At 26.5% G+C, this 25,933-nt stretch carries 29 protein-coding genes; 4 read left to right on the plus strand and 25 right to left on the minus strand.

The features are described 5' to 3' along the window. Positions 1–211 precede the first annotated feature (211 nt). The 15 genes from D3Z33_RS02860 to D3Z33_RS02930 are packed head-to-tail and all read right to left on the minus strand — an operon-like array spanning position 212 to position 8,568. Positions 212–559 carry a DUF3797 domain-containing protein gene (locus D3Z33_RS02860; RefSeq protein WP_160196271.1) on the minus strand — a complete coding sequence of 116 codons (348 nt, stop codon included), beginning with the start codon at positions 557–559 and terminating at the stop codon, positions 212–214. A 12-nt stretch (positions 560–571) separates the two neighbouring features. After that, entirely contained in the window at positions 572–2,836 is a 2,265-nt protein-coding gene (locus D3Z33_RS02865; protein ID WP_160196272.1) for a phage/plasmid primase, P4 family, read from the minus strand. 11 nt (positions 2,837–2,847) lie between these two features. Further along, entirely contained in the window at positions 2,848–3,339 is a 492-nt protein-coding gene (locus D3Z33_RS02870) for a DUF669 domain-containing protein (RefSeq protein WP_160196273.1), read from the minus strand. 22 nt (positions 3,340–3,361) lie between these two features. Beyond that, on the minus strand, positions 3,362–3,745 hold the full coding sequence (locus D3Z33_RS02875) for a hypothetical protein (RefSeq protein ID WP_160196274.1): 384 nt from the start codon (positions 3,743–3,745) through the stop codon (positions 3,362–3,364). A 21-nt stretch (positions 3,746–3,766) separates the two neighbouring features. Continuing rightward, complete coding sequence (locus D3Z33_RS02880; RefSeq protein WP_160196275.1) at positions 3,767–3,994, minus strand: hypothetical protein; 228 nt, start codon at positions 3,992–3,994, stop codon at positions 3,767–3,769. A gap of 17 nt (positions 3,995–4,011) precedes the next feature. After that, positions 4,012–5,337 carry a DEAD/DEAH box helicase family protein gene (locus D3Z33_RS02885; RefSeq protein WP_160196276.1) on the minus strand — a complete coding sequence of 442 codons (1,326 nt, stop codon included), beginning with the start codon at positions 5,335–5,337 and terminating at the stop codon, positions 4,012–4,014. Further along, a complete protein-coding gene (locus D3Z33_RS02890; RefSeq protein WP_160196277.1) occupies positions 5,300–6,004 on the minus strand; it encodes an AAA family ATPase in 705 nt (234 codons plus the stop codon). Before D3Z33_RS02890 ends, D3Z33_RS02885 begins: the two co-directional genes overlap by 38 nt. 2 nt (positions 6,005–6,006) lie before the next feature. Further along, on the minus strand, positions 6,007–6,666 hold the full coding sequence (locus tag D3Z33_RS02895; RefSeq protein ID WP_160196278.1) for a host-nuclease inhibitor Gam family protein: 660 nt from the start codon (positions 6,664–6,666) through the stop codon (positions 6,007–6,009). Between the two features lie 49 nt (positions 6,667–6,715). After that, a complete protein-coding gene (locus D3Z33_RS02900) occupies positions 6,716–6,859 on the minus strand; it encodes a hypothetical protein (RefSeq protein WP_160196279.1) in 144 nt (47 codons plus the stop codon). Then, positions 6,860–7,000 (minus strand): hypothetical protein, encoded by a 141-nt coding sequence (locus D3Z33_RS02905; protein ID WP_160196280.1) that lies wholly within the window; start codon positions 6,998–7,000, stop codon positions 6,860–6,862. Between the two features lie 13 nt (positions 7,001–7,013). Further along, positions 7,014–7,202: a hypothetical protein gene (locus D3Z33_RS02910; RefSeq protein ID WP_160196281.1), complete on the minus strand. Its 189-nt coding sequence runs from the start codon at positions 7,200–7,202 to the stop codon at positions 7,014–7,016. Continuing rightward, on the minus strand, positions 7,199–7,375 hold the full coding sequence (locus D3Z33_RS02915) for a hypothetical protein (RefSeq protein ID WP_160196282.1): 177 nt from the start codon (positions 7,373–7,375) through the stop codon (positions 7,199–7,201). The genes D3Z33_RS02910 and D3Z33_RS02915 overlap by 4 nt, the downstream gene beginning before the upstream one ends. After that, positions 7,372–7,629, minus strand: coding sequence for a helix-turn-helix domain-containing protein (locus D3Z33_RS02920; RefSeq protein WP_160196283.1), 258 nt, complete (start codon positions 7,627–7,629; stop codon positions 7,372–7,374). The genes D3Z33_RS02915 and D3Z33_RS02920 overlap by 4 nt, the downstream gene beginning before the upstream one ends. Positions 7,630–7,644: 15 nt before the next feature. Next, positions 7,645–8,298 carry an antA/AntB antirepressor family protein gene (locus tag D3Z33_RS02925; RefSeq protein WP_160196284.1) on the minus strand — a complete coding sequence of 218 codons (654 nt, stop codon included), beginning with the start codon at positions 8,296–8,298 and terminating at the stop codon, positions 7,645–7,647. Next, entirely contained in the window at positions 8,299–8,568 is a 270-nt protein-coding gene (locus D3Z33_RS02930) for a helix-turn-helix transcriptional regulator (RefSeq protein ID WP_160196285.1), read from the minus strand. It abuts the gene before it with no gap. 161 nt (positions 8,569–8,729) lie between these two features. On the opposite strand from D3Z33_RS02930, the gene D3Z33_RS02935 reads away from it, so the two are divergent. From D3Z33_RS02935 to D3Z33_RS02945, 3 genes are all read left to right on the plus strand, one after another. Beyond that, the gene (locus tag D3Z33_RS02935) at positions 8,730–9,095 is read left to right on the plus strand and encodes a helix-turn-helix domain-containing protein (RefSeq protein ID WP_160196286.1); all 366 of its coding nucleotides are present in this window, start codon (positions 8,730–8,732) and stop codon (positions 9,093–9,095) included. Between the two features lie 109 nt (positions 9,096–9,204). Next, the gene (locus D3Z33_RS02940) at positions 9,205–10,047 is read left to right on the plus strand and encodes an ImmA/IrrE family metallo-endopeptidase (protein ID WP_160196287.1); all 843 of its coding nucleotides are present in this window, start codon (positions 9,205–9,207) and stop codon (positions 10,045–10,047) included. 60 nt (positions 10,048–10,107) lie between these two features. Beyond that, positions 10,108–11,292: a tyrosine-type recombinase/integrase gene (locus tag D3Z33_RS02945; RefSeq protein ID WP_160196288.1), complete on the plus strand. Its 1,185-nt coding sequence runs from the start codon at positions 10,108–10,110 to the stop codon at positions 11,290–11,292. A gap of 208 nt (positions 11,293–11,500) precedes the next feature. On the opposite strand, the gene D3Z33_RS02950 is transcribed toward D3Z33_RS02945, so the two are convergent. Further along, positions 11,501–12,916 (minus strand): hypothetical protein, encoded by a 1,416-nt coding sequence (locus D3Z33_RS02950; protein ID WP_160196289.1) that lies wholly within the window; start codon positions 12,914–12,916, stop codon positions 11,501–11,503. A 134-nt stretch (positions 12,917–13,050) separates the two neighbouring features. Between D3Z33_RS02950 and D3Z33_RS02955 the strand changes: the two genes are divergently transcribed. Next, the gene (locus tag D3Z33_RS02955; RefSeq protein ID WP_160196290.1) at positions 13,051–13,962 is read left to right on the plus strand and encodes a selenium metabolism-associated LysR family transcriptional regulator; all 912 of its coding nucleotides are present in this window, start codon (positions 13,051–13,053) and stop codon (positions 13,960–13,962) included. Between the two features lie 20 nt (positions 13,963–13,982). On the opposite strand, the gene D3Z33_RS02960 is transcribed toward D3Z33_RS02955, so the two are convergent. From D3Z33_RS02960 to D3Z33_RS03000, 9 genes are all read right to left on the minus strand, one after another. Continuing rightward, positions 13,983–15,410: an aminopeptidase gene (locus tag D3Z33_RS02960; protein ID WP_160196291.1), complete on the minus strand. Its 1,428-nt coding sequence runs from the start codon at positions 15,408–15,410 to the stop codon at positions 13,983–13,985. A 74-nt stretch (positions 15,411–15,484) separates the two neighbouring features. Then, positions 15,485–16,135, minus strand: coding sequence for a response regulator (locus tag D3Z33_RS02965; protein WP_160196292.1), 651 nt, complete (start codon positions 16,133–16,135; stop codon positions 15,485–15,487). Further along, entirely contained in the window at positions 16,128–17,306 is a 1,179-nt protein-coding gene (locus tag D3Z33_RS02970) for a histidine kinase (protein WP_160196293.1), read from the minus strand. The genes D3Z33_RS02965 and D3Z33_RS02970 overlap by 8 nt, the downstream gene beginning before the upstream one ends. Before the next feature lie 32 nt (positions 17,307–17,338). Further along, positions 17,339–17,800 (minus strand): chemotaxis protein CheW, encoded by a 462-nt coding sequence (locus D3Z33_RS02975; RefSeq protein WP_201750417.1) that lies wholly within the window; start codon positions 17,798–17,800, stop codon positions 17,339–17,341. A gap of 69 nt (positions 17,801–17,869) precedes the next feature. Beyond that, complete coding sequence (locus D3Z33_RS02980; RefSeq protein WP_160196294.1) at positions 17,870–18,040, minus strand: DUF896 domain-containing protein; 171 nt, start codon at positions 18,038–18,040, stop codon at positions 17,870–17,872. Positions 18,041–18,101: 61 nt separating this feature from the next. After that, complete coding sequence (locus tag D3Z33_RS02985) at positions 18,102–19,100, minus strand: LacI family DNA-binding transcriptional regulator (protein WP_160196295.1); 999 nt, start codon at positions 19,098–19,100, stop codon at positions 18,102–18,104. A gap of 22 nt (positions 19,101–19,122) precedes the next feature. Continuing rightward, entirely contained in the window at positions 19,123–24,438 is a 5,316-nt protein-coding gene (locus D3Z33_RS02990; RefSeq protein ID WP_160196296.1) for a diguanylate cyclase, read from the minus strand. A gap of 44 nt (positions 24,439–24,482) precedes the next feature. Then, positions 24,483–24,902 (minus strand): MarR family winged helix-turn-helix transcriptional regulator, encoded by a 420-nt coding sequence (locus D3Z33_RS02995; protein ID WP_160196297.1) that lies wholly within the window; start codon positions 24,900–24,902, stop codon positions 24,483–24,485. A gap of 38 nt (positions 24,903–24,940) precedes the next feature. Further along, positions 24,941–25,837 carry a diacylglycerol/lipid kinase family protein gene (locus D3Z33_RS03000; RefSeq protein ID WP_160196298.1) on the minus strand — a complete coding sequence of 299 codons (897 nt, stop codon included), beginning with the start codon at positions 25,835–25,837 and terminating at the stop codon, positions 24,941–24,943. Between the last annotated feature and the right edge of the window lie 96 nt (positions 25,838–25,933).

The raw sequence follows: 25,933 nt of genomic DNA on the forward strand, positions 1-25,933 counted from the left end.
ATTATTACGTTTTATTAATAAAATACACTCTATATATACCAATTATTTCAAATTATTTTATATATCTATAATATACAATGTTCTATAATACTGTATTTAACTAAGTTAGGGATAGTAAGGGATAGTTGGAGGGTTTTTCTATAAAGTCCTATAGGAAAATTTTATATAGAAAAGTTATAGAAAAACGGGGTAAACCTTCCCTAACCCTCCCTTATTTACCCCATAGATAATCTAAATGATCTACTAACTCGGTTAATTCTATTTCATCTAAACTATTTATTTGCTTATCTGATAACTCTTGATTATAAAAATCTTTTTGTGAATTCTTTATAAAATCTCTTAATGTTTCATCTTCATTAACTTTTTTATCAAGTTGACTTATATTTGTTCTTTCTATAATTTCGTTACCTTCTTCATCTACAGTTACTTTAAAACCACACTTACAATATCTTATATAAGTTTTATCTATTATTATTCCACCTTCTCCATTTCTGATATTAGGATTATGGCATTCAGGACAAATAGCATACTTCATCAAATTTACATTTTTTAAAAACATTTTCAACACTCCTTATTTATTAAATAGACTTCCTCCTAAACCGTACTCTTGATATTCTTCTACAATTCTTATTCCTTCGTAATGATTACTTCCTCTTGTCTTTTTTTTATTAAACCTTAATGATAGTTCTTTTCCGAATTTTGTGTTACTCATTTTATATTCATTATTTTCATCAGCCCAATTTGTATAGGCTTTATATAATACACTTGATTTAACTTCCCCTGGGCCTTTTTCTGTACAATCCTCTAGAAAAGCAGTAATAACATCCATTTCTGATTTATAATCTTTCACTGCATCAGCAACTGCACTTGGCATTTCTAGTCCCTCTCTCTGCCATTTCATACAACCTTCAACTGCCCAATTTAATATGCCTGTAAGTTCTTTTTTAAGTTTATATTTTAAATTTTTATCTACTTTTTCATCTGGAATTTGAACAGTGAAGGGAATAAGATGCATCCTTCTCCAAATACCTAAATCTCTACCACGTATTATAGGTTTATGATTTGTAGACATCCATAACTTAAATTCAGGCTCGAATTCAAATTCTTTGCCATATAAATGTCTAGCTGTAACCGTATCCCCTCCAGTAAGCTGTTTTAACAAACCTTCATTTATTCTTGCCCCTTCATTAGGTTCTACAGTTGTTACAAATCTAGATCCTTTAAGTCTTGCTATATCACTATTAGCAGTTCCTTGCTGATTTTTTACCATAATAGTTTCGGGTTGTATATTAGTAGCATAATCCCCCATAATAGCTGTAATGATATCTAAGAAAGTTGATTTACCATTCCTTCCATTTCCATAACAAAAGAAAACACATTGTTCCTTAGTAGATCCACTCATAGAATATCCTACTGCTTTTTGAATATAATCAATAAGTTCTTTATCATTATCAAATATCTGTTCAAGAAATTCTTCCCACATTGGAGCATCTATTGTATCTGTATATTCTACATAAGATATTTTAGAAAGATGCTGATCATGTCTATGATTAGATAAACTTGCATCTCTTAAACTTACTACTCCATTCATAACATTAAATATATCTTTCTTTTTATCAAATTCTCTAGGTAAAATAGACAATCTGTGTTCAGATTCTTTTATCATATTATTTTTACCTCTGTTATTTCTTGTATATTTAAGATGTTTTAAAAATTGTTTCTCTTCTTCCTCTGTATTACAATAAGCTAAATCTTTTTTCATATCTTTTAGTATTTTTTCTGTTAGACCTTTAATATAACCTGAATTATCAAATGTCCATTTTCGACCATTATAGTAATACCACCCTCTATCAATATAACTATATCTCGCCATATCATGGAATCTATCTATAAATCTGTCTGCATTTCCTGTATCGTCATAGGAGTATCTTTTTATTTTTTTATCTAGGATCATAATTCCATAATCTTCAATTCCACTACCTGGTGTAAAAACTTCTCTACAATCTACAATAGCCTTATCTAACATATAATTTCCATAAGTAGATTGATTCCTTTTACTATCCCATTTTGGTCTATATAATCCACTTTTTCTAAAAATAGAATCCATTTTAAATTTATTTCTACCAGTCCAGAATGCTAACATGTTACAAAAAGCTAAATCTGCTTCAGATTGGCTTGGATATAAACCTTCCCATAAACCTTTATATAAAGTATCAAAAGCCTGTCCTTGTTTAGATTTCAAAGCTATATCTATTATCTTTTGTTCATCTAAATCTAAAGGGGCTGGCTGTATATTGTTATTATTTTCTTTAATTCCTCCAATATATTTAGCGTGTAGATATTTTATTTCCTCGGTACAATTAGAAATATCTAAATATTCAGCTGCTATATTTCCAGTCATAATAAAAAACCTACCATTTTGATACATTTCAACATTAGCTTTCCTTCTTCCACCAGCAGGTAACTCACCTTTACAAATAATATGTATTCCATTTCCACTAACAGAATACTCCGAATAACTTCCTAAACTGTGTATAAATTCAGAAATTATATTATCTGTTTCACCTGATTTATATTGATTTATAGCATTTCCTACGTCATCAATATCAACCCCAAAATAGGGAGGAGAGAAGAAAAAGCCTAATCCCTCTCCATATTTACCAATAGCAGCTAAAGCAGTCTTATAATCACACCATGTAGATGGATTATTACTTTGTGCATATCCACCTGTTTTAGCATTAATAGGTAGTTTTTTAGTTTTGCCTGGTCTGTCATTATCTTTTACTATTTTATAAACACACCAATTTTTTATTTGCTTTAACTCATTTGGTATCATTTAATCAACTCCTAAAATGGTATATCTTCATCATCTACAGGTTGGAAACCTTCCATCCCTTGCATATTTCCTACCTTATTTTTAAACTCATGATTACATCCATTGAATTTACTTTGGTCCCAATTTTTAACCCTTGCATTTGTATTGTCATTATATTCTTCATGTTTTACAGTTACTCTTGCAGTTCTACCTTTAAATTCATTTAATAATTCTTCAAGACTATTAAACTTTTTACCATTTGGAACTTGTAAAGCTTTTGCAACTGAATTCAACATACCTTTATGATATTCTCCAGTTTGTTTTGATTGCCAAATACTTGCGAATATATATTTATTTTGAAATTTTTGTTCTATGTCATTCCTAACTATTAGGTGTAAATTAATAAATTGAGTTCCTGTTTTAGCTGCATCCTCATATGCTTGTCCTACAACAACTTCATAAACTCCTTCATCTATTAATCCACCTTCAAAAACATCATCATGATCTACTTCAAAAAATGCCATTTTTACATACCTCCATTATTTTTTATTTGTCAAATATATTCATTTGTGGTTCTCTTATTGGTACTGCTATGAATTTTCCATCTTGGAATAATATTTCTTTTGGTTCTGTATATAAACCATCTTTTTTAAATTGTTTCTTTAAGTTAGTGGTAACTTTATGCTCAAAATATGGTTTTCTGTAATCATAAGTTTCATCAACTAAATCTCCGAATTCGTTTTTTCTTGGATAAACTTTAAACTCTTTAGGAAATGATAAAGATAATTTTAAAGTTATTTCACCAGTTTCAAATTCTTCTTCATATACCTTTTCAACCACTCTTAATATTTCTTTATTTAAATCCTGTAACATACTTTTAAAAACTGGACTATCAATATCAATTTCTAATATTCTTTTAGATAAATCCATTTAACATCACTCTCCTTTTATTTAATACTCACTCTGTAAAGCTTTCATTATTACATAAGGATCTTTATCGTCTAATGCATCCCACATTTTATCTGATACTTCATTTTCAGTAAGAGATTCAAAATCCCTTTCACTAATGACTCTAGCTCCTGATGTTGTGCTCTCCCATTCTTCTATAAATTCTTTTTTACCATTTTTATAAATTGTTTTATAGCCCTTTTCAGTAATTTCAATAGTTACTTTTTTCATATTTTTTTCACCTTCCTTTACTTTACAAATCCTAATAACTTACCTTGAAAATATGCCCATCCTGGTTTATATCCTTTATGTTTAGCTAACTTATATAATTCTCCCATGTTCTTGCAATCTTCAGGTTTTCTATAATCAGTTGTAAATCCTGCTATAGAATCTATTTCAACTAATTCACTTTCAACCTGTTCAACTTCTTTTTCTTCCTGACCAAACTCAAATCCACATTCTGGACATACTTTAATATTTCTCTCAACAGTGTAGAAGCATTCCTGACATTGTTTAACTGGATTTTCTTCTTTGATAGTATTGTTAGATCCTTTCTTAGGTTCTAGACTCCATTCTCTCTCCATATCCGGAGTTCCAAACCTTCCTACATTACCTACATGGTCTATTATTATAGCTGTCTTACCTTCCTTATATCTCATAGCCCTCATAGACTGTTGAATGTATAATGCTAACGACTGTGTAGGTCTTAGAAGTATAGCAGTATTACAATCAGGTACATCAAAACCTTCAGAAATTAAATCTACATTACATAAAACTTTTATTTCTCCTCGCCTAAATTTTTCTATTACTGCATCTCTTTCAGATTTAGGAGTTTTAGCATCAATATGTTTAGCTACTATATTATTTTCATTGAATTCTTTTTCCATCCTCTTGCTTTGCTTAATTCCTGAACAATAACAAATAGCTTGCTTGCCATCAGAAAGCTTTTTATAATGCTTAATCACATCCCCCCAAATAGCTTTATTTTCAAACATATCTTCAATATCTTTAGATACATATTCTCCTCTTCTAACTTTTAATTTAGAAGTATCTATAATTTCAGGAGCATAATATTTAAAAGGTGCTAAATTACCCCATTCAATTAATTCACTAACTGTAGGGCCAATAACTAATTTGTCATTTATTTCGCCTAAACCTCCACCATTTAGTCTTATAGGAGTAGCAGTAAAACCTACTAGTTTAGCATTAGGAAAATATTTATATATTTTTTTATAACTATTTGCTAATGAATGGTGATTTTCATCTGTAATAATTAAGCTTGGAGGAATAGTTTTTTCTAATCTTCTCACTATTGTTTGAACCATGCCTATTTCTACATAATCTAAATCTACTCCCCACCACTCAAATGTTTCTCTTATTTGGTCCTTTAATTCTTTTCTATGGACTAAGAACAGGACTCTATTTTTCTTAGCAGTAGCTTTTTTTGAAATTTCTGCAATCATAACTGACTTACCAGAACCACAAGGACTTACAATGCAAGGACTTTTATATCCTTTTAAATAAGCTTGTCTTACTTTATTTATTAGATTTTTTTGATACTTCCTTAGTTCCACTTACAATCAACTCCTCTTGTAAACAACCCCCTCTACTATCTAATTGATTTTTAGCATAAGTTGAATTTGTAGCAGATAATATAAAACCTCTTTTATCTTCTTTATTAATAGTTAACTTACCTACAACATCACATAATCCCAAAACATTGTTTAATATTTTTCCATTAATTTGTGGAAATGATCTATTAAACTGTTGACCATTAGCATCTTGAAAAGAATCTGTAGTTTCCCAAGCAGTCCAAATAATATTAGAATTTAAGTTTTTCATATATCTAAGAGAGTTAACTAACTTAAACTGTAAATATTGGTAATCTCCCATATTTGGAACACCTTTATTTTTCCCTTGTCTCCCTAAATCAGATAGAATACATCTTTCTAGTTCTGACACATTGTCAACTGCTATATTGTCATATACACCTTGATAATTTTCGTATAAATCTATTACAGTCTCTTCCCAATGTTTCCAAGTGTTAATATTATCTATTTCTGCTATATCTATATTTTTAGCACCTCTTAAAACTTTCGTGGTTCTATCTACATCCAACACTAATGTTTTACCATGTAAAAATTTTAAAGCAGTAGTTTTTCCCATTCCTGGAGGCCCATATATTAAATATGTTCCTTTAGCTTTTTTAATTTCTGTAGCTTTTTTAATTTCTAAACTCATTTTTATTCAGCCACCTTTATATTAATTTTTTCTGGTCTTTCTTCTACTTTTATACCTTCTATGACTTTACCTTTATAAAGAATTACCTCTTCATAAAACTCAATTTTTCTTTCTATATCAGTATCTATAATTAAACCATTTGATTTATCTATAAATATTCCAGTAGAATCACCTAAAAAATCAATATTTTCATTTATTTCTCCATTTTCTATAAATACATTGTTTAGTACTTGTACTTCTTTTTTAAGATTTACTTTATCTAATTCTTCTTTTACTCTAATAAATTCTTTCACATTATTTTCTTTTAAACTTTCTATTGCTTTCTCATCATTGTAAATCCATTTAGGCTGTTGTTTTCTGCTTGAAACTTTTCCATATGGAGTTGATATTTTAAACTTAGGATCTATCTTCTTTTGTTCTACATAGTATTTCATTAATAATCCTTCAAAAAAATTATTACTATCTTCTAATGATTTCAATTCACTATTTCCCCAATCCTTAATTCTTGTTATTTCTTCATTCATTAATGCTTTAACTTCTCGTTCTTTAATTTTTATAGCTTGCATTTTTCTTAAAGCCCAATTAGCACTATTTATGTTTTCCATCTCAAAATCTTCTTTTTGTTCTATTTCTTCTAATTCAATTTTTCTTAATTCATTCATTTTTAATTCCTCCTATGATATAATTTAAATATAGTAATTTTTATTGAGCCTATTTTGCTGGGGAGCTGGTAGGCTCTTTTTCAACGCTTATATCTGAACCATCACTAACAATTGTAGCTATATAATTCTTTTCATAAAATTCTTGAGCAGTTTCTAAATTAATTATTCTGCCAATACCTTTAAATACTTTCATCTATATCACCCCCTTAAAAAACATTGTCCACATAACAAATGCTGCAGGTAAATAAAATATAAAACTATCATCATCTTTAAACATTAGATTTAATGTAGATATAGTAAGTAAAATTAAAGAAAAAACAAAAAATACTTTCAAGCTTGTACACCTCCTAATCTAGCTTCACTAAAACTCTTACATTCCCATTAAAAGCATTTCTTCTTTTTAGCCTATTTTGATATGCTTGTGTTTTGTAATAAGCCATTGTATTTTTTTGAACTCCCATCTCATTAGCTATTTCTTCTATAGTACCTATAGCTAATAAATTTTCTCCTTTATAAAGAGCATATTCCTTCTTCATATCTCCAACCCTCTCCTTTTGTATTCATCTTCTATGGTCATACATTTGAAGATATAATTTGGATTCTTTGTATCTAAAACAGCTTGTCCAAATTCTTTTTGTAATTCTTCGTTATTTAGATGTTTTAAATAGGACAAGTAATCTATATCATTATTTACTGATTTTGTTTTCATATAAGCTCACTCCCTATATTATTTTCTAACCACTCATCTAGTTTTGATATAATAGTGAGCCTTGAAACTCCAAGAATAATAACCGGGAAATCTTTAGAATGAGTTAATCTTCTAGCTTTATCCTTACTTATTCCTAAGACCTTAGCTAATTCTGAAATATTAAGTGTTTTTCTTTTAATCTCTTTTTTATGATTTTCAATCATTTTAGATATATCTTTAGTTTCTGGTGGTGTCACAGTTATATTTGTTTTCATTTGTATCTCCTCCCTTTAATTTTCAAAAAAGCTTATTTGTTTTTTAGTTCTAAACTGTTTTACACTCCTTATACTTTCATCAATAATTCTCATGTTTTCTATCAATTTTTTATAAGGTATATCTTGCCATGCTTCACCATCTAATATCATCAATACTCTTTGTTTAACTAAATCTACTTCTCCATCTTCTCTGTCTATTCCTAATCCACTTTTTATATAGTTATTAAGATTAATTTTGTTTGCATGAGTAGGTCTATAATTTTCTTCATATTTTGAAAGGCTTTCATCTATTTGATTTGCCACAGTTTCTTTTAATACATTTACTACATTATTAGTAAGTGCAGTTTCTGACACGTGATAAATCTCTTTTAAAGCTTTTTCACACCTAATGAAGTAGTTTCTATACATATGAGATTTTTCAGTTCTTGACATCATAGCGATATGTTTAGCAAATTCTAAATTAATTACAAAATCCATTGTTTCATTACCTTCGACATTATGTCGAACCCCTACCCAGTCAAGGTTCTTTTTAAAAAATTCATTATTTATAATGTTGCTCTTATACCATCTTGCCCATTGAGTCTTGTCCAAACCTAGTCCTAAATACAATTCTTTTGCAGATACTGCTTGATTTCCATTTTCATTCGTTATATTTATTAACTCTTTCATTTATTTTTTCATCTCCTTTTTCTTTTCTTCATAAAAATCTTTTTGATTACTTTTGTAATCATGTTTTATAAAAAAAATATCGTCAAAATCTATCTTAAGAGCCTGACATATATCTTTGGCTACTTTACCACTTGGATTTCTTTCTCCATTAATAATTTGATTAATGTAACCTGCTGATATACTTATTTTTCTTCCTAAAGAACGTTGTGAAAAACCTGATTTTAATAATATTTCTTTTATTTGGCTAGAATCTCTCAAAAAAATTTTCATATTTTCACCTCCTTATGGATATAATATTATAATGATTACTTTTGTAATCTTACTATTGTAATCATTATACATTGTATATTTTACTTTTGCAAGCACTTTTATTAATTTTATTTATTTTTGTAAGCAAAAATGTATTATAATTATATAAGGAGGTGATATAAATGGATCAAAAAGAATTCGGACAATATCTTAAGTCATTAAGAAAAGATAAAAAACTTACAATAAGACAAGTTGAGCTTTATGCTAATGTAAGTAATTCATATTTATCAATGATAGAAAATGGTAAGAGAGATATCCCTTCTCCTGAAATATTACAAAAGTTATCTAAAGTATATGATATAGATTATAATACTTTAATGAAAAAAGCTGGATATGTTGATTCTGATACTTCTAAATATGAGGATGACTTAGAACAAGAATTTCCAGAAGGTGTTCAAGTTTTAAGACGAGCAAGTAAAGAACTATCTCCTAAAGCTAAGAAAAAAATGCTTAAAATGATGGAATTATTTTTAGAAGAAGATGAATAAATAGAGAATTTTTTAAAAAAAAGGGGGGATTACTATAGAAGTATTAAATAGTTCTTTTTTACTAAAAAAACCTCGATTTTCATGGGCTCAAAACAATGCTAGAATCTTCATGAAAAATTTAGATAATAAATTGAAAAAACCTCCTATTAATCCTTTAAGCATTATTGAAACTATGGATAACTGCAAATATAAACTGGATGATTTGTGTGGTGAAGAAGGTTATACTTTATATAGAGCCGATAAAAATTTTTATCTAATTTGTATTAATGATACTTTATATAAGCCTAGAATGTCATTTACTACTGCTCATGAAATAGGTCATGTGGTACTTGGTCATTTTAGAGACTATAAGAATAAAGAATTAAGTGAAGAAGAAGAACAAATATTAGATAAAGAAGCTGATGTATTTGCTGGCGAAATACTTATGCCCGAAAATCAAATACATAGCTGCAATCTTAATAATATACATGAATTAAAAGATTATTTTAAAGTGTCTAAAGAAGCTATGGAAGTCAGATTAAAATTTTTGAATTATGATTCTATATTAGATAATACTAAATTAAATAAGTCACAATTAAAAATGAAGAGCAAATTAATATTGCTTAATGAAATAAAAAATACTGTAAAAAAATTTCATAACAAAACTAAGGAGGAGAAAACTATGGCTGATCAGATAATAGAACAATATAAAGGGTATCCTGTTGATAAGGATAAACAATTATATAATTGCCCTAAGTGTGAATTTTATGATATATCTAAGGATGATAATTACTGCCCTATATGTGGGACTTATTTATATAATAAATGTGAGAATCAAGATTGTTCAAAAATACAAGAGGGATATGCTCGTTTTTGTACTAGCTGTGGTTCTTCCACTTATTTATATAAAAATGGATTTCTAAACAAATATAAAAATGATAGTTATATTGATGATGAAGATCTTCCTTTTTAATTTTACATATGATGCAAACTATCATATGAAATATATTTAGAAATCTGGGAGTGATAAAAATTGCCAAAGACAAGAACAAAAGCTAATGGAGAAGGTACTATATATACTCAAACAAGGAATAATAAAAAATATTATAGAGGCCAAATTGCTATAGGATATGATGAAAAAGGAAATTTAATAAGAAAATCCTTCTCTGGATATGACAAAAAAGATGTTCTCAAAAGAATGAATGAATATCAATACAAAATGAATACAGGATTAATATCAGAAGATGATAAAATAACTCTTCAGGAATGGTTTTATACCTGGTTATTTGAATTTAGAAAAATAGATTTAAAACCTTCAAGCTTTGAAAGGTATGAAGGAATATATAGAAACTATATAGAAAATTCTCCTATAGCAAAAAAGAAACTTGCTGATATTAGACCAGCTCATATACAAAAATATATGAATACTCTTTTGGAAACTAAACCTATATCTACAGTTCATACAGTAAGCAAATTTTTAAGTACTTGTTTAAATGAAGCAGTAAAGCAAAACTATATACAAAAGAATCACTGTAAGAGTATTAAGTTACCAAAAAGAGTTAAAGAAGAATCATTTACTGTTTTTACACTTGACGAACAAAAACAATTCATAGAATCTATTAAAAACCATAAATATCAAATGGCATTTTTATTAAATTTAGGTACTGGATTAAGATTAGGTGAGTTATTAGCACTCAAATGGGATGATATAGATTTTGATAACAATACAGTAAATATAAATAAAGCTTTAAAAAGAGTAACCTTTGTAGATAAAGAAGGAAAAAGAAATAATAAGATAATAGAACAAACTCCTAAAACAGAATCAAGTAATAGAACTGTACCTATACCAGATAATATAATAAATAAACTTAAAAAATACAAAGTAAAACAACTAGAAACAAAATTAAAAAACAAGGAATTTTATGAAGAGAAAAATTATATTTTCTGTGATAAATATGGTCATCCTTTAGATCCTAAGAATATACCTAGAAACTTTAAATCTATACTTAAAAAAGCAGGCATTAGAGAGATTAAATATCATTCACTAAGGCATACATATGCCACAAGACTTTTTGAGGCTGACGTGCCAATTAAAACTGTTCAGTCTTTACTTGGTCATAGTGATATAACTACTACTATGAATATCTATACTCATGTAACTAAAGAGAAAAAATCTGAAGCTGCAGATAAAATAAATAATTTATTTAGTGTGCAGTAGTGTGCAACGAGTGTGCAGTAGGATAAATTTTTTTGACTTATTTTTTATAAAAATCAAAATATCAACCAATATATATGTTGATATTACTACATTTCATAAAATTTCATTTAAAATGAGAATCTTAGAAAACGAGTCCCACCTTCGGCACCATAGAAAAAACCTCTAAACTATTGAATTTACAAATTTCTTAGTTTAGAGGTTTTTTATTTTATATGATAAACATTGCTACTATAGTTGTAGCCACAAGTCCTATTATAACAGGTATCAAATTTCTTCTAGCAAGTTCAAATGGATTTACTCCACATATAGCTGCTGCAGGTATTACTGCCCATGGTACAATTGTACCTCCACCTACCCAAATTGCAGCTACTTGACCAAGAGCTGTTAACGTAGCAGCTCCACTACCTATAGCTGTAGAAAATAACCTTGCAATTGGTCCAACTAAAGAAATCCCTGAAAAACCTGAACCATCAAGACCTGTAATACTACCAACACCAGTTAAAGTAATAGCACCAACCATATCATTTAAAGGTACTGCATGAGCTAAGGCAACACCTAAATCATTTACTATTCCTTGTGACATTTTAGGTAATACTTCTCCAAATACAGTCACAAAACCCATATCTCCCATATAGAAAAATGCAGCTATAGGTATTACAGGACCAAAAATTTTAAATCCAAATTGGAATCCTTTAATTAAAAATTGTGTTATCTCTTCTAGACCTTTATTTTTATAAGTACACATAGAAATAAGAGTAAGTATAAATATTGCAGTTCCTCCAACTAAAGCTGTTGCATCTCCTCCTTGTAAATTAGCTTTTATCATAATAAATACATCCAAAGCAAATAATATAGGTATTATTATAGAAAATATCTTTTTTGACCTACTAGATAGCATTGTCTTTACAATATCTCCTTCTGTGCCTTTTTCATTAGAATAAAGAGATATATTTATATTGTTTTCTTCTACTCTTATCTTGTTACTTTTCATATCTCTTTTAAGTATTATAAATGCTACTATAGTCGTAACCAGTCCCATAGTAATTACAAGAGGTATACTGGCATTTATTACATCTCCTACAGGTAACCCTGCTGCTTCAGATGTTAATTTAGGAGCACCTTGTATTATAAAGTCACTTGACAAGGCTATACCATGACCAAATAAATTCATTGCTACAGCTACACCTATTGCAGGAAGACCTACTTTTACTGCTACTGGAAGTAATACAGCTCCCATTAAAGCTACAGCAGGTGAAGGCCAGAAAAACCAAGATATTATCATCATAAGTATACCGATTATCCAATATGCTAAAGTAGGAGTTTTTATAAATTTAGTAAATGGTGATACCATAACTTCATTTATTCCTGTAGCTTCTAAAACCTTACTCATTCCATAAATTATAGATATTATAAGTATAGTACCTAATAATTCCGTTATAGCATATATGAGACTATTAAATACTCCTGAAATTGCAAGTGGTAAAGATTTAGTGGCAACTATACCAAGTATAAATATTCCTATAATACATACTAAAGTCGTATCTCTCTTTCTCACCATTATTCCTATTATTAAAAATATGAATATAAGGTATATCCAGTGAAGTGAGTTTAATGTTATAGACATAAAAATTCCTCCTATAAAAATTTATTTGTTAATAGTTTATGCCTATATATAAACTTTGTGAGCATTTAGAATTGACAAATAAACAAGCCTAGCATACTATTAATATATATTCATAAATAGAGAGTGGTGATTTTTTGGACTTTAGACAACTAGAGACTTTTGTTCAAGTAATTGATTCTAAGAGTTTTTCTAAGGCAGCAACTAATTTATATTTAACACAACCTACTGTAACAAGTCATATTCAAAATCTAGAAAAAGAAGTAGGAACAGCTTTACTAAATAGGTCAAACAAAAATATAACTTATACTAAAGCTGGAAGTATCCTTTATGATTATGCAAAAGAGATTATTAATTTAAAAGATACTGTTCATTTTAAGCTTGGAGAATATAAAGGTAAAATTGAAGGTAATCTATTAGTAGAATCAAGTACTATCCCTAAATTATATATATTGCCTTACCTTTTAAAAGATTTTATTGAAATATACCCCAATGTTACAATTGATATGAAGCGTAATAATTCAAAAGATGTAATCAAAGATATTTTAAACAACAATATGAATTTTGGAATTGTAGGAGCAAAATTAGATAATAAAAATTTAGAATATATTGAACTAATAGAAGATGAATTAGTTTTAATTTCATCAAAATGTTTAAATTCAAAAAAAGATCAAAAATTAAACTTAGATGATATCAAAGGTGAAAAATTGATTATGAGAAAAGTAGGTTCTGGTTCACGTCTATTATTAGAAACTGCTTTAAAACAAGTAAATCAGAATATAAATAAATTTAATGTTGTTGCAACAAGCGAAAGTAATGAAGCAATAAAAAAACTTGTGGAGCTTAATGTAGGTGTAAGTTTTATTTCTAAACTAGCTATAAAAGAAGAAATTAAAAGGGGTATATTAAAATCTTATACAATTAACAATCTAAATTTAAACAGAAAATTTTATTTTGTATATCATAAAAAACGAAATTTATCTCCTCTTGCAAACACTTTTAAGAACTTCGTATTAGATTGGATTAAAAAAACAAAAAATGCGGACTAATTAAATAGTCCGCATTTTTATTACGCTTTATAAAAAGCATAATATCCTTTATATGTCATATATACATCTGCCTTACTTACTACTTCATAAGGAGCATGCATACTTAGTACTGGAACACCGCAATCTACTACCTCCATACCATATTTTGATAACATATATGCTATGGTGCCTCCACCACCTTGATCTACTTTTCCTAATTCACCCATTTGCCACACAATATTATTTTCATTAAATATTCTTCTTATATCAGAAATGTATTCTGCATTAGCATCATTACTTCCACCTTTGCCACGAGCACCAGTATACTTTACAAGAGTTATACCTTTGCCAATAAAAGGTGCATTTCTTTTATCTAATACTTCTGGATAATTGGGATCAAATCCTGCTGATACATCAGCAGATAATACTCTAGAATTAAGTAATGTTCTTTTTAATAATAATTCATTATAGTTATCTTTTACTAAAGATACTACTTCTGCTGTTATATTTTCAAAAAATAAAGAATTCATACCAGTATTTCCTACACTACCTATCTCTTCCTTATCTGCAAATAATGCAACTGCAGTTTTAGTAGGATTATCTATATCTAAAATAGCACGAAGAGATGTATATGCACAAACTCTATCATCATGAGCATAAGCGGCTATAAGGCTTCTGTCTAAACCTAAATCTCTAGCCTTACCAGCAGGAACAGCTTGAAATTCTGCTGTTGTAAAGTCTTGTTCTGTAATATCATATTTTTCATTTAATGTACTTAAAATATTTAATTTGATTTTTTCAGTTAAATCTTTTTCACTATATGGAATACTTCCTATAACTATATTAAGGCCTTCACCAGTTATACCTTCACTTAACTTTTTAGCCATTTGATCTTTAGCTAAATGTGGTAATAAATCTGTTATCATGAATATTGGATCATTCTCATCTTCACCTATAGAAATATTTACTTTTTCTCCATTATTTTTTACTATAACACCATGAAGAGCAAGAGGTAATGATACCCATTGATATTTTTTTATCCCTCCATAATAATGAGTTTTAAGTAATGCTAGTTCTGAATCTTCGTATAATGGAAATTGTTTTAAGTCTATTCTTGGTGCATCCACATGAGAACCGATAATATTCATACCTTCTGTAATATCTTCAGTTCCTATAATATACATAACTACTGATTTACCTTTATTGTTAGCATAAATTTTTTGACCAGGTTTTAATTTTGAGCCATTTTTTATAAGATTATCTAAATTTTCATATCCATTTTCTTCAGCTATTCTTATAATTTCATCTGTTGCCAATCTTTCTGTCTTAGATACATTTAAAAATTCTTTATAATCATCTCCAAATTCAAATATCTGTTGATTTTCATTTTGGTCAATTTTTTCCCATACATTTTCCCACTTATGAGTTAAAGTTTTCTGTAGCTTTTTTCCCTTTGTTTCTTCTGACATTAAAACCCCTCCATTTTTAAATTATATTTTAATACATATACCCAACTGAATTAAATATACCCAATTCAAAATATTTATATTTTTTTTATGTTATTTTTAAATGCAAAAATAGCAGCTTGAATTCTATCAGTTACATCAATTTTTTTAAATATATTAGAAACATGATTTTTAACTGTTTTTTCACTTATACATAATCTTTCGCCTATTTCTTTGTTATTTAACCCTTCTGCAATAAGTGTTATCACATCATATTCTCTTTTAGTTAGTGAATCTCTTTTTAACTTTTGTTGATATTCATTTTCATCTTTATATCCCTTAACAAGTAATGTTGTTAAGCTTTGTTGGATATAAGTTTTACCATTATTTACATCCCTTATTGCATCCATCAATGTATCTGAATCAGCATCTTTCAATACATATCCATCTGCCCCAATTTTTATAGTTTGTTCCAAGTACTCTCTATCATCATGTATAGTTAAAATTATTATTTTAGATTTTATACCAGATTCCTTTAAACGTCTTAATGCTTCTATCCCATTTATTTTTGGCATATTAATATCTAATAATATCACATCAGGACATTTTTCTATACCTTTGTTTATTGCTTCCCTACCGTTAGACGCTTCAGAAATAACTACAAATTCATTATCTAACTCTAATATTTTCTTTAATCCTTGCCTCATTAATGAATGGTCATCTGCTATCATTAGTGAAATCTTACTCATAAGACTCCCCCTCTCTATTCATTGGTATTGTAAGTGTTATTTTAGTTCCTTTGTCTTTTTCTGATTTTATATCTAAAATAGCATCTAATAATATTGCTCTTTCTTTTATTCCCATAATTCCATAACCACAATTTATATCATTACTTGTAGTATCAACCTTATCTAAATCAAAACCTTTACCGTTATCTTTTATTACTAAATTAAAACTCTTTGTATTAGATTCTATCAAAATTAGAACTTGAGTAGCTTCAGAGTGTTTTTTAACATTATTTAAAGCTTCTTGAACTATTCTAAAAATTGTAAGATTTCTATATACATCCAATTCTTCCTCCATTGCTAATACCTTTATATTTACTTCAATTTGTGTTTCTTCATAAAAAAATTCAGAATATCTCTTTATTGTTGGTATTAGTCCCAAATCATCCAAACTCATAGGTCTTAAATCATAGATAATTTTTCTTACATCTTTTAAACTTGTTCTTACAATAGATTTTAAATCTCTTAATTCTTCTACAGCTTTTTCATTATCAATATTTATCATTTTTTCAGTTATTTCTGTTTTCAAAATTAAATTTGCAAGCATTTGAGCTGGGCCATCATGGACATCCCTTGCAACTCTCTGTCTTTCTTCCTCTTGAGCTTTTATTATTTTAATCCCCAATAATTGTTTTTTATTTAAATTATCAACTGTTTTTGACACTTTATTAGCATTTTCATTTAAATATTTTAAGGCAACACCTATTTGAGCTGTTACCTTTTCAGCTCTTTTTAAATTATTATAATTTGTTTTTAATTTCATTTCTAAACTATTTCTCTGGTGAATTAAATCCTTTTCTTCTTTTCTTGTTATCATAAGTTTGATTCTATAATTATTTGCAATTTCATATGAATTTTTTATATCTTTTTCACTATAAGTTATAAAATTTTTACTTACCTCAGCAAGTTTATTTCTACTCTTCATTTCTTCTATCTCTATTTTATTAATTTCTTTTATTTTATCTTTTATTTTTTCCTTTAATTCCTTTATCTCATTGTTAAGTTTTTGACATTCATCTCTTATAGTTTCAGATATTTCAAAAATTTCTCTCTTTCCAGCTTCTATTGAATCTATTGTTCTGTCAAGTACTTGACTTATTTTTTTACCTGTTAGTATATCATCCAGTACAATCACCCCAAATAAAGCTAAATTAATTAGCTCATGCTTTAGTCAACCTCAAGACTTTCTATTTTTTGTTTCTCACTATCAGTTAATACTTTTTCTAAATCAATTATTAAAATTAATCTATCTTCAACTTTTCCTACACCTGTTATATATTCTGAATCTATTCTAGTTACCATTTCAGGTGTATTTTCAATATGTTCTTCATCTATCCTTATTGTTTGTGATGCTTCATCTACCACAAATCCTACTTGTTTATCATTTATATTTATAATTATTACACGTGTATTATTACTTATTATTAAATCATTTAAATTAAACCTTTTTTTCAAATTAACTATTGGAATAACTTCCCCCCTATAGTTAATTATGCCTTCTATAAATTCTGGAGAATTTGGTATTTTTACAGGTTCTTTATATATACCAATTTCTTTTACATTTATTATATTTATTCCATATTCCTCTCCATCTAATTTAAATACTACAAACTGTTTTTCTGCCACCATTTACTCCCCCTTTTAAATTTTATAGCATATAATATCTAAATATGTAAAATAAAGAGACTAAGAGTATTCTTAGTCTACTATTTCTATAGAATCTAACTGATTTTTAAAGTTTTTTCTAAAAGATTTCAAATATTCTTCTCTTAGTTTTTTCTGTTCCTTTTTTTCATCATCAGAAAGATTACCTATCTTTGATTTTTTTGCTAATTCATTTATTCTTGAAATTTTTTCTTTTGATAACATTGTGTTACACTCCTTTAAACTCATATCTATAGTTTAAAGTATATTTGAATTTTTTTCAAGTCTATAGTTTTCTTGAACTATCTCTTTTTTGTATTTGATATGGCAATTTAATATGTTTTTCTTCACTAGGTTCCTTAGATAATTCTTTAATTATTTTTCTTATAGCAACTGCACCTATATCATAAAAAGGCTCTTTCACAGTTGTAAGTTTTGGTCTTATTAAAGAAGCTATTTGTATGTCACCAAATCCTACAATTGATATATCTTCAGGAGTTTTAATATTATTATCATAACAATAATTTAATGCTCCTATAGCTATTTTATCACTACTACAAAGAAGTGCTGTAACTCCATTTTCAGTCAATGAATTATTTAATGCGCTATATCCTTCTCGTATATTTAGTCCTTTTGTTTTAAATATATGTGAAGAATCTAACTCCATTTCATTCATTGCCCTTTTATAGCCATTTATTTTTTCATATTGTGTTGAATTTTCATCTTCTAAATACCCTACATATCCAATTTTTTCATGTCCTAAACTTATAAGATATTTTGTCATTTCATAAGCAGCAAAATGATAATCAATACTTACAGTTGGATACTTCTCAGACTTAGAGTATCTACTTAAATATACAAATGGTATATCATATTCACTAACTTTTTTATCAACTTCGTCATCAAGTGTAGAAGATATTAATATCATTCCCTCTACTTGTTTTCTGTTTAGCAGTTGAATATATTTAAGCTCAGCTTCTTTATCTCCATAGCTGCTACAAAGTAAAATATCATAATTATACATTTTTCCTATTTCTTCAATTCCTCTTACCATATCTGCAACGTATGAATCTGCTAAATCTGTAACTATAACTCCTATCAAATAAGATTTCTTAGTAACTAATGTTCTTGCTATTTCATTAGGCTTATAACCAATCTCTTCTATTACCTCTAATACCTTTCGTTTAACTTCTGGACTTACAGGTTTTGAATCATTTATGACTCTTGAAACCGTTGATATTGATACTCCTGATAATTTTGCTACATCTTTAATTGTTACTGCCAAAATCTTCACCTCCAAAATTTATTTAAATAATAGCTGAAATTATATTTGATATTATATTTACATAGTTGTATGTGTTGTAATCAAATTCTTTTTCTTTTATTGGAACTGATAATTTAATTAAAGCCTTAATATCACCATTTAAAATTGCAGGTGTTATTACAATAGACTTCCAATTAGGGCTTAATGTTATGTTATCAATATCATCAGTTTGCTCCCAATCTATTAAATATTCTCCAGCCTTATTTTCTATAACTCTATTAATTATATCTTCATTTATTTTACTATTATCTATCCATTTATCTATAAATCTCTCACGTGTATATGTTCTACTTATTTGTTTTTGGTCATTCAATAATATTAGTGAACCTTTTTTTGATTCAGTTATTTCTATCAATCTACCAAGCAATAAAAAGTATTTATTTTGCTTTGAAATATTTTTTTTAATTAATTCTATTATTTCAACTATTGCTAATACCATTCTATGATCATGTACAATGTTCCCTGTGATTATTCCTGCTAGTTTGTCTAATGTTTGAGAAAAATCTTCTAGAGACTTATCCCATTTAACAGACATATTTCTATTTCTATTTTTAGCATTATACAATGCTTTATCTGCATTTTCAATTATCTCTTCTCGAAACTGCCCATCTTCAGGATATTGTGATATCCCTATACTCACAGTTATATCTCCTGACTTATTTAACAATTTACTACTTGCAATACTCTTTCTTAATTTCTCAGCTACTAAATAAGCATTCTCTTTATTTGTTGAAGGAAGTATTATAATAAATTCTTCTCCACCATATCTAGCTATAATATCAGTATTTCTTAATTGTTTTCTAAGAATATTACCTATTTTTTCTAATATCATATCTCCAGTTGGATGTCCATAAGTATCATTGACTTGTTTAAATTTATCAATATCAAGCATTAAAACAGAAAATATTAAATTTTCTTTTCTACATTTATTGTATAATTCACTATAAATATTCTCCATATACTTTCTAGTATATACATTAGTCAATTTATCTATAGAAGATAGTACTTTAAAATTATAATTATCAATATTTAAGGATATTAAATTAATTAATTTTTTAATTTTAATATAATTAACTTCATTAAATTTATTAAATAATTTATCCGTGTCTAAATAAATATAACCTTTAATCTTTTTTAAATCATTATTTTTATTTCTCCTATCATTTGTAATAAAAGTTGATGAATTTATTTTACTATAAATAGGTAAAAATAATATAGCTGTAATATTCTGCGACAAATTATTCTCTCTATTTTCCCAAGGTTCTTTAGAATATTGTATATATCCATTTGAATTAGAATGTAATAGTCGATCTATAATATTTTTAACCTTATCTAGATCTTCAATTCCTCTATTCATTATAGTATTAAATTCATCTTTCTTTTCATCATATAAGGATACCATTGCTCTACTAGCCAATACCTCTCTCATTGCATATCTAACTATTAAATTGATATTTTTAAGATAATCAGAACCTAGATTACTTAATAAATCATCAATATCTATTATGTCCATAATACAAGAATCAGCATATTGATTTGATACTAATGTTAGAAAATTTTCATCTGAAAATAATTCTTGATATTTATCAATATCAAAATAAGAATTAAATGTCAATTTATTTTCATTTTTAAAGTCATTATTCATTAGATTTTTTATTATATATAATTTTTTAATAACCTCATTTACATGAAAACTTTTAGCAATATTAATCTTTATTTTTTGTTCTTTAAACTTTGATGAAATTTTATAAAAAGATTCTATAAAGATTAAATAGTAATTAGCTGAATCATAATGTATTCCATTTTCAAAATATTTTTTAGCAATTATTTTACTTGTGATTAATTTCAAAAGTGATATATTGAGATCTTCAAATTTTATATATGTTGATTTTAATTCTTCTAAATTATTTTCTATAGAATTTTCAATTAAATTTTTCATGTTTTTAATTAAATCATTACAATCTTTACATGAGTTTTCACTATCAATATCAAATAATATTTCTGCTAAATTATAATCATCTTTTAAAACTGCCACTAGACCAAATAATAATATAAAGAAACGATCATTCCATTTAATATTTATAGAGTTATACATATCAATTAAATTATTAAATTCTATTTTATCATAGCTTTTATTATTAATATACTTAATAATAAACTTAATAGCAGTAGCTTTAAAATAATTAATATCATTATAATTTGGATGCATAGCTATTATATCATTTGCTATATTTTCAGCTTTTTTATAATCTGCTAATATAAAGTAATATAATAAACTTAATTCTAAATAATCATCTATTTCTTCAATAAAAATTAAATTTTTATTATGAAAGACCTTTAACTCCTCTATATAAGGTTTTACTTTCATTAATTCTCCTGTTTCTAAATAAATTCTTGCAAATTTTATATAAGAAGAAGCTATTAAAGTTTTTTCATCTATATCAAATGCAATATCCATCATGGATTGTATATAATTTTTTGCTAAATCATATTTGTTTTTCCTAATATATATTTCAGAAATATTTATATAAAAATGAGACATATCATATCCAGAATTAAATTTCTTAGAAATCTGTAGTCCTTTTTCAAAATAACTCATTGCTTTATTCATATCTTCATAATTTTCACTATAAATCAATCCTAAGTTATTTATAGGTTTGGTTATTTGTAAGACCTTTTTTGATTTTTCATAATAAAATATGCTCTTTTTATAATATAACTTTGACTCTTCTAACTCTCCTAATATAAAACTTATAATTCCCAATTGATTAAATAATTCAGCAGTATTATGATGACTATTATTTTCTAATGAAATTTTTAAATATTTTAAACTAGTTGCTAGTATATCTTTATTTACACCAATGGAAAAATTAATCTTATTTATCAAAATTATTGATTTTAGTAATCCTTCTATATAATTAATCTTATATGCTACTTCTTTTGAATTTTTTATTATATTAATTGCTTTATCATATTCTGATAACCTATAATATATATCGCTTAATAAGTTTTTTATATCTACAACAACTTTAAATTTGTTTAAATCATATGATATTTCAAGAGCTTTTTCATAATAAGCTATAGCCTTATTTTTTTTGCCTTGTTTATCATATAATTTAGCCAAATTAATATATATTTCGATGTTATATTCACAAGGCTCAATATTTTTTAAAATATCTTTAGCAATTTTCCATATCTCCATGGATTGACTATTTATATTTAACTGTTGCATAGACTTTGCAAAATTTATACTATAATATATAGACTTTTTATATTGTTTAGACATTTTCAAATGATATATTAGTTCTTCTATATTATTCCTATCCTCTTTTTCATATATTTCTTCTAATATATCTGATGCTTTTTCATGTAAAGCTATTCTATCTTCTTCAGATAAGTTGTAATAAATATAATTTTTTATTTGGGTATTATATATATCATAAGTATATCCCCAATCCTCCAATTTTTCTTCTAATAATTTTATAGATACTAACTTTTCAATATTTTCATCTATTCCTTCACTTTTAACTTCATAATGCATTTTATTAATTATATTTTTAGAAATAGAAGTATTAAATATGGCTATTTTTTCTATAGTCTTATATAGTTTTTCTGGAAGTAAAGTTAATTGATTTTCTATTGCTTCAGTTATATTAGTAGGTATATATAATTTAGAATATTTGCTTGCCTTATAATCCCAAACACCATCTTGATTTATAAAAAGCTCCTTTCTAACAAATAGACTTTTTATAATTTCTTCTATATATCTAGGATTGCCATCAGTTTCTTTATACAAAAAAGTAGCAAAGCTCATAGGTTTTCTATTCATACCTAAAATGTTTTTTATAGATAGTGATGTCTCTTCTAAATTAAATTTGAGCAATTTAAAATTCACTATCTTTTTATTAAATTGCCACTTTTCTATTTGTTTCACCTTAGTTTCATCCCTAGTTAAAATATTAGAATTATAGGAAATTACTATTATAACAGATTTATTTTCAATATTATTAATCATGTAATTTATAATATTAAATGTATCATCATCTGCATAATGAAGATCATCGAAAATTATGTATTTAGGTTCATCTGATATATCAAATATATAATTAGATATTCTATCATATAAGCGTAATCTTTCCTTTTCCTCACTCAAATATTCAGAGGGTAAAATATTATATCTATCTTTTAGTTTAGGTATTATTTTAACTAATTCCGAGCCATATTTATCTAATGATTTATCTTCATGTTCTCTAATTATAGAATTTAATATACTTTTCATAGAATTTAAATTATTTTTATTATCTTTTAACATTTTTACTTTATAAACTTCTCTACTTTTTAGCTTAAGCCTATATTCAATTTCTGATAATAAACTTGTTCTCCCTAAACCTTCTTCACCATCTATTAATATAACTTTTTTCGAATTATTATTTTGTATTTTTTTATCATTTTCCATGATAAGATTGATTTCATCATCTCGAGCTATCAATGGTGTTTTAAAATTTAAGACCTCTCTTGTATCTTTTAATTTATTTTCATAGTCTACTATATCAAGCATATTTAAATCTTTTAAAATACTTTTAAAATCTTTATATACTACTTTAATATTATGACTTAAAAGTCTATTTTTAATTATATTTAATCTATTAAATATATTATCTTCATCAATATTATTATAATTTTCATTACTTAACATATACTCTAAGACTCTCCCTAAAGAATAAATGTATTCATAATTAGATGAGAAATTAGAGCTTTTAATCATTTCAGGTGTTCTTGAAAACTCAAAATAGGAATTATATTTATTAGTAACTATTTCAAAAGTAACAGATGCTATATCTTTAATCTTTAGACAAGTAATATCTTTATCACTAATTAATATATTGTTAGGGTGAATATATTCTTTACTTATACCTCTAAAAAACAAATAGTCTGATATAATACATAGTTTTGAAAATATGATTAAGATATCTTTAGAACTAAATTTTTTGCTATAATTTACTATAGGTGTACCTTCAAAAAATTCTGTAGTATAAAAATACTTATTTTTTTTAACTTTTTTATTATCTATGGAATTAATTATAGAAAAAGTATAATTTCTTAATATTAAACTATTATTTATAGTACAAAAATATATAAAGTTTTTTGTGAAATGATCTTTTATTCTAGAAATATTGTTTATTATATTAAGAAATATAGTTCTATTTGAATCAATTAAATCTATAGCTTTATATGTGACTTCCTTATTATCTTCTTTATAAAGATCTAGAATTTTATATCTATTATTTATAATCTCCACATATATCCCCCTTTGAAATATACCTATATTGCCACTAATCAATATTATTTCATGACATTATATAATTTCATTAAATTTCTAGCCAATATCTCTTTTTCTTCAACACTAAAATCTTCTAATATTTTTGAAAGATAATCCTTTCTTCTATTTAATACATCTTCTACAACTTTATTTCCTTTATTCTTTACTTTAATTCTAACTATCCTTCTATCATTTTCATCCTTAAACCTGGAAACTAAATCATTCCTTTCCATTCTATCTACAAGATCAGTTATAGTACTACATGCAAGTGACATTTCATTACTTAACTCTCCTATAGTTAAATTTCCTTTTGATGCTATCCTTTGTAATGCTATAAATTGAGGAGCTGTTATAAAATGATCTTTTAAAATCTCTCTTCCTTTTTTTCTAATTATATAATCTATTTGTCTTAAGCTATTCTCTATATCAGTAACTGTATCCATTACTTCACTCTCCTTTAGAAGAATTTTTAGAACACCATTTACTCTTTTACAAATATAGGTAAAATATTACGTTTTACCCTTACATTTATAGGTAACTCTCCTGCATACTCTCCATCTATATCTACATGTATTTCTTTTAAGGATAAGTTTTCAATAGTAATATCTTTAGTTTTAAAATATTCTACTTTAGGATGATTTACATGTTCTCCAGTGTATATTTTCAAAAATATTGAAACTATATCTTGAAAATCTGCTTTCTTTATTATCACACAGTCAAGTAATCCATCTTGTACTTCAGCAGTTGGAGATAGCTTTTTAAACCCTCCAACTGATTTTCCATTTGATATAATAAATAAGAGAATATCTTCTTCGCTAGTATATTCTTCGCTAGTAATTTTAACTTTTATTGTTTCAAACTTTTGTCTTGGAATTTCTTTCATACCTTCAAGATAATAAGCCATTCTACCTAAAACAGTTTTAATTTCTGAGGGAACTGTATGTGCTACATTTGTAAGAAGACCACCTGTTGCAACATTTATAAAATAACTATCATTACAAATCCCCATATCTACATATTCAATATTCCACGCTTCAATCATCTTTATAAAATCGGTCGTAGCTTTTGGTATTTCCATATATGTTGCAAAATCATTAACAGTACCTCCTGCAAGTATTGCAAGGGGTAACTTCTTATCACTACGAGCTATACCAGATGCAACTTCATTTATAGTACCATCTCCACCACATGCAATAATTGCATCCCAATCTTCTTTACAAGTTTTAATCGCTTCATTTTGAGCGTCATCTTTCTTTTTTGTAGCATATTTTCCAACAATATATCCACGATCTAATAGATTGATTATTATTTCATCTATTCTCCTTTGAACTATTTGCCTTCCAGAAGATGGATTATATATTACCTTGATTTTTTTCATTTAATTTATTTCCTCCTGCAACTGATATTCTTATTTCTATAAATATATATGATATTATACTTTTTAACTAAAATAGTCAACCTTATTATACCATTA

The organism is Senegalia massiliensis (assembly GCF_009911265.1).
Taxonomy (GTDB): domain Bacteria; phylum Bacillota; class Clostridia; order Tissierellales; family SIT17; genus Anaeromonas; species Anaeromonas massiliensis_A.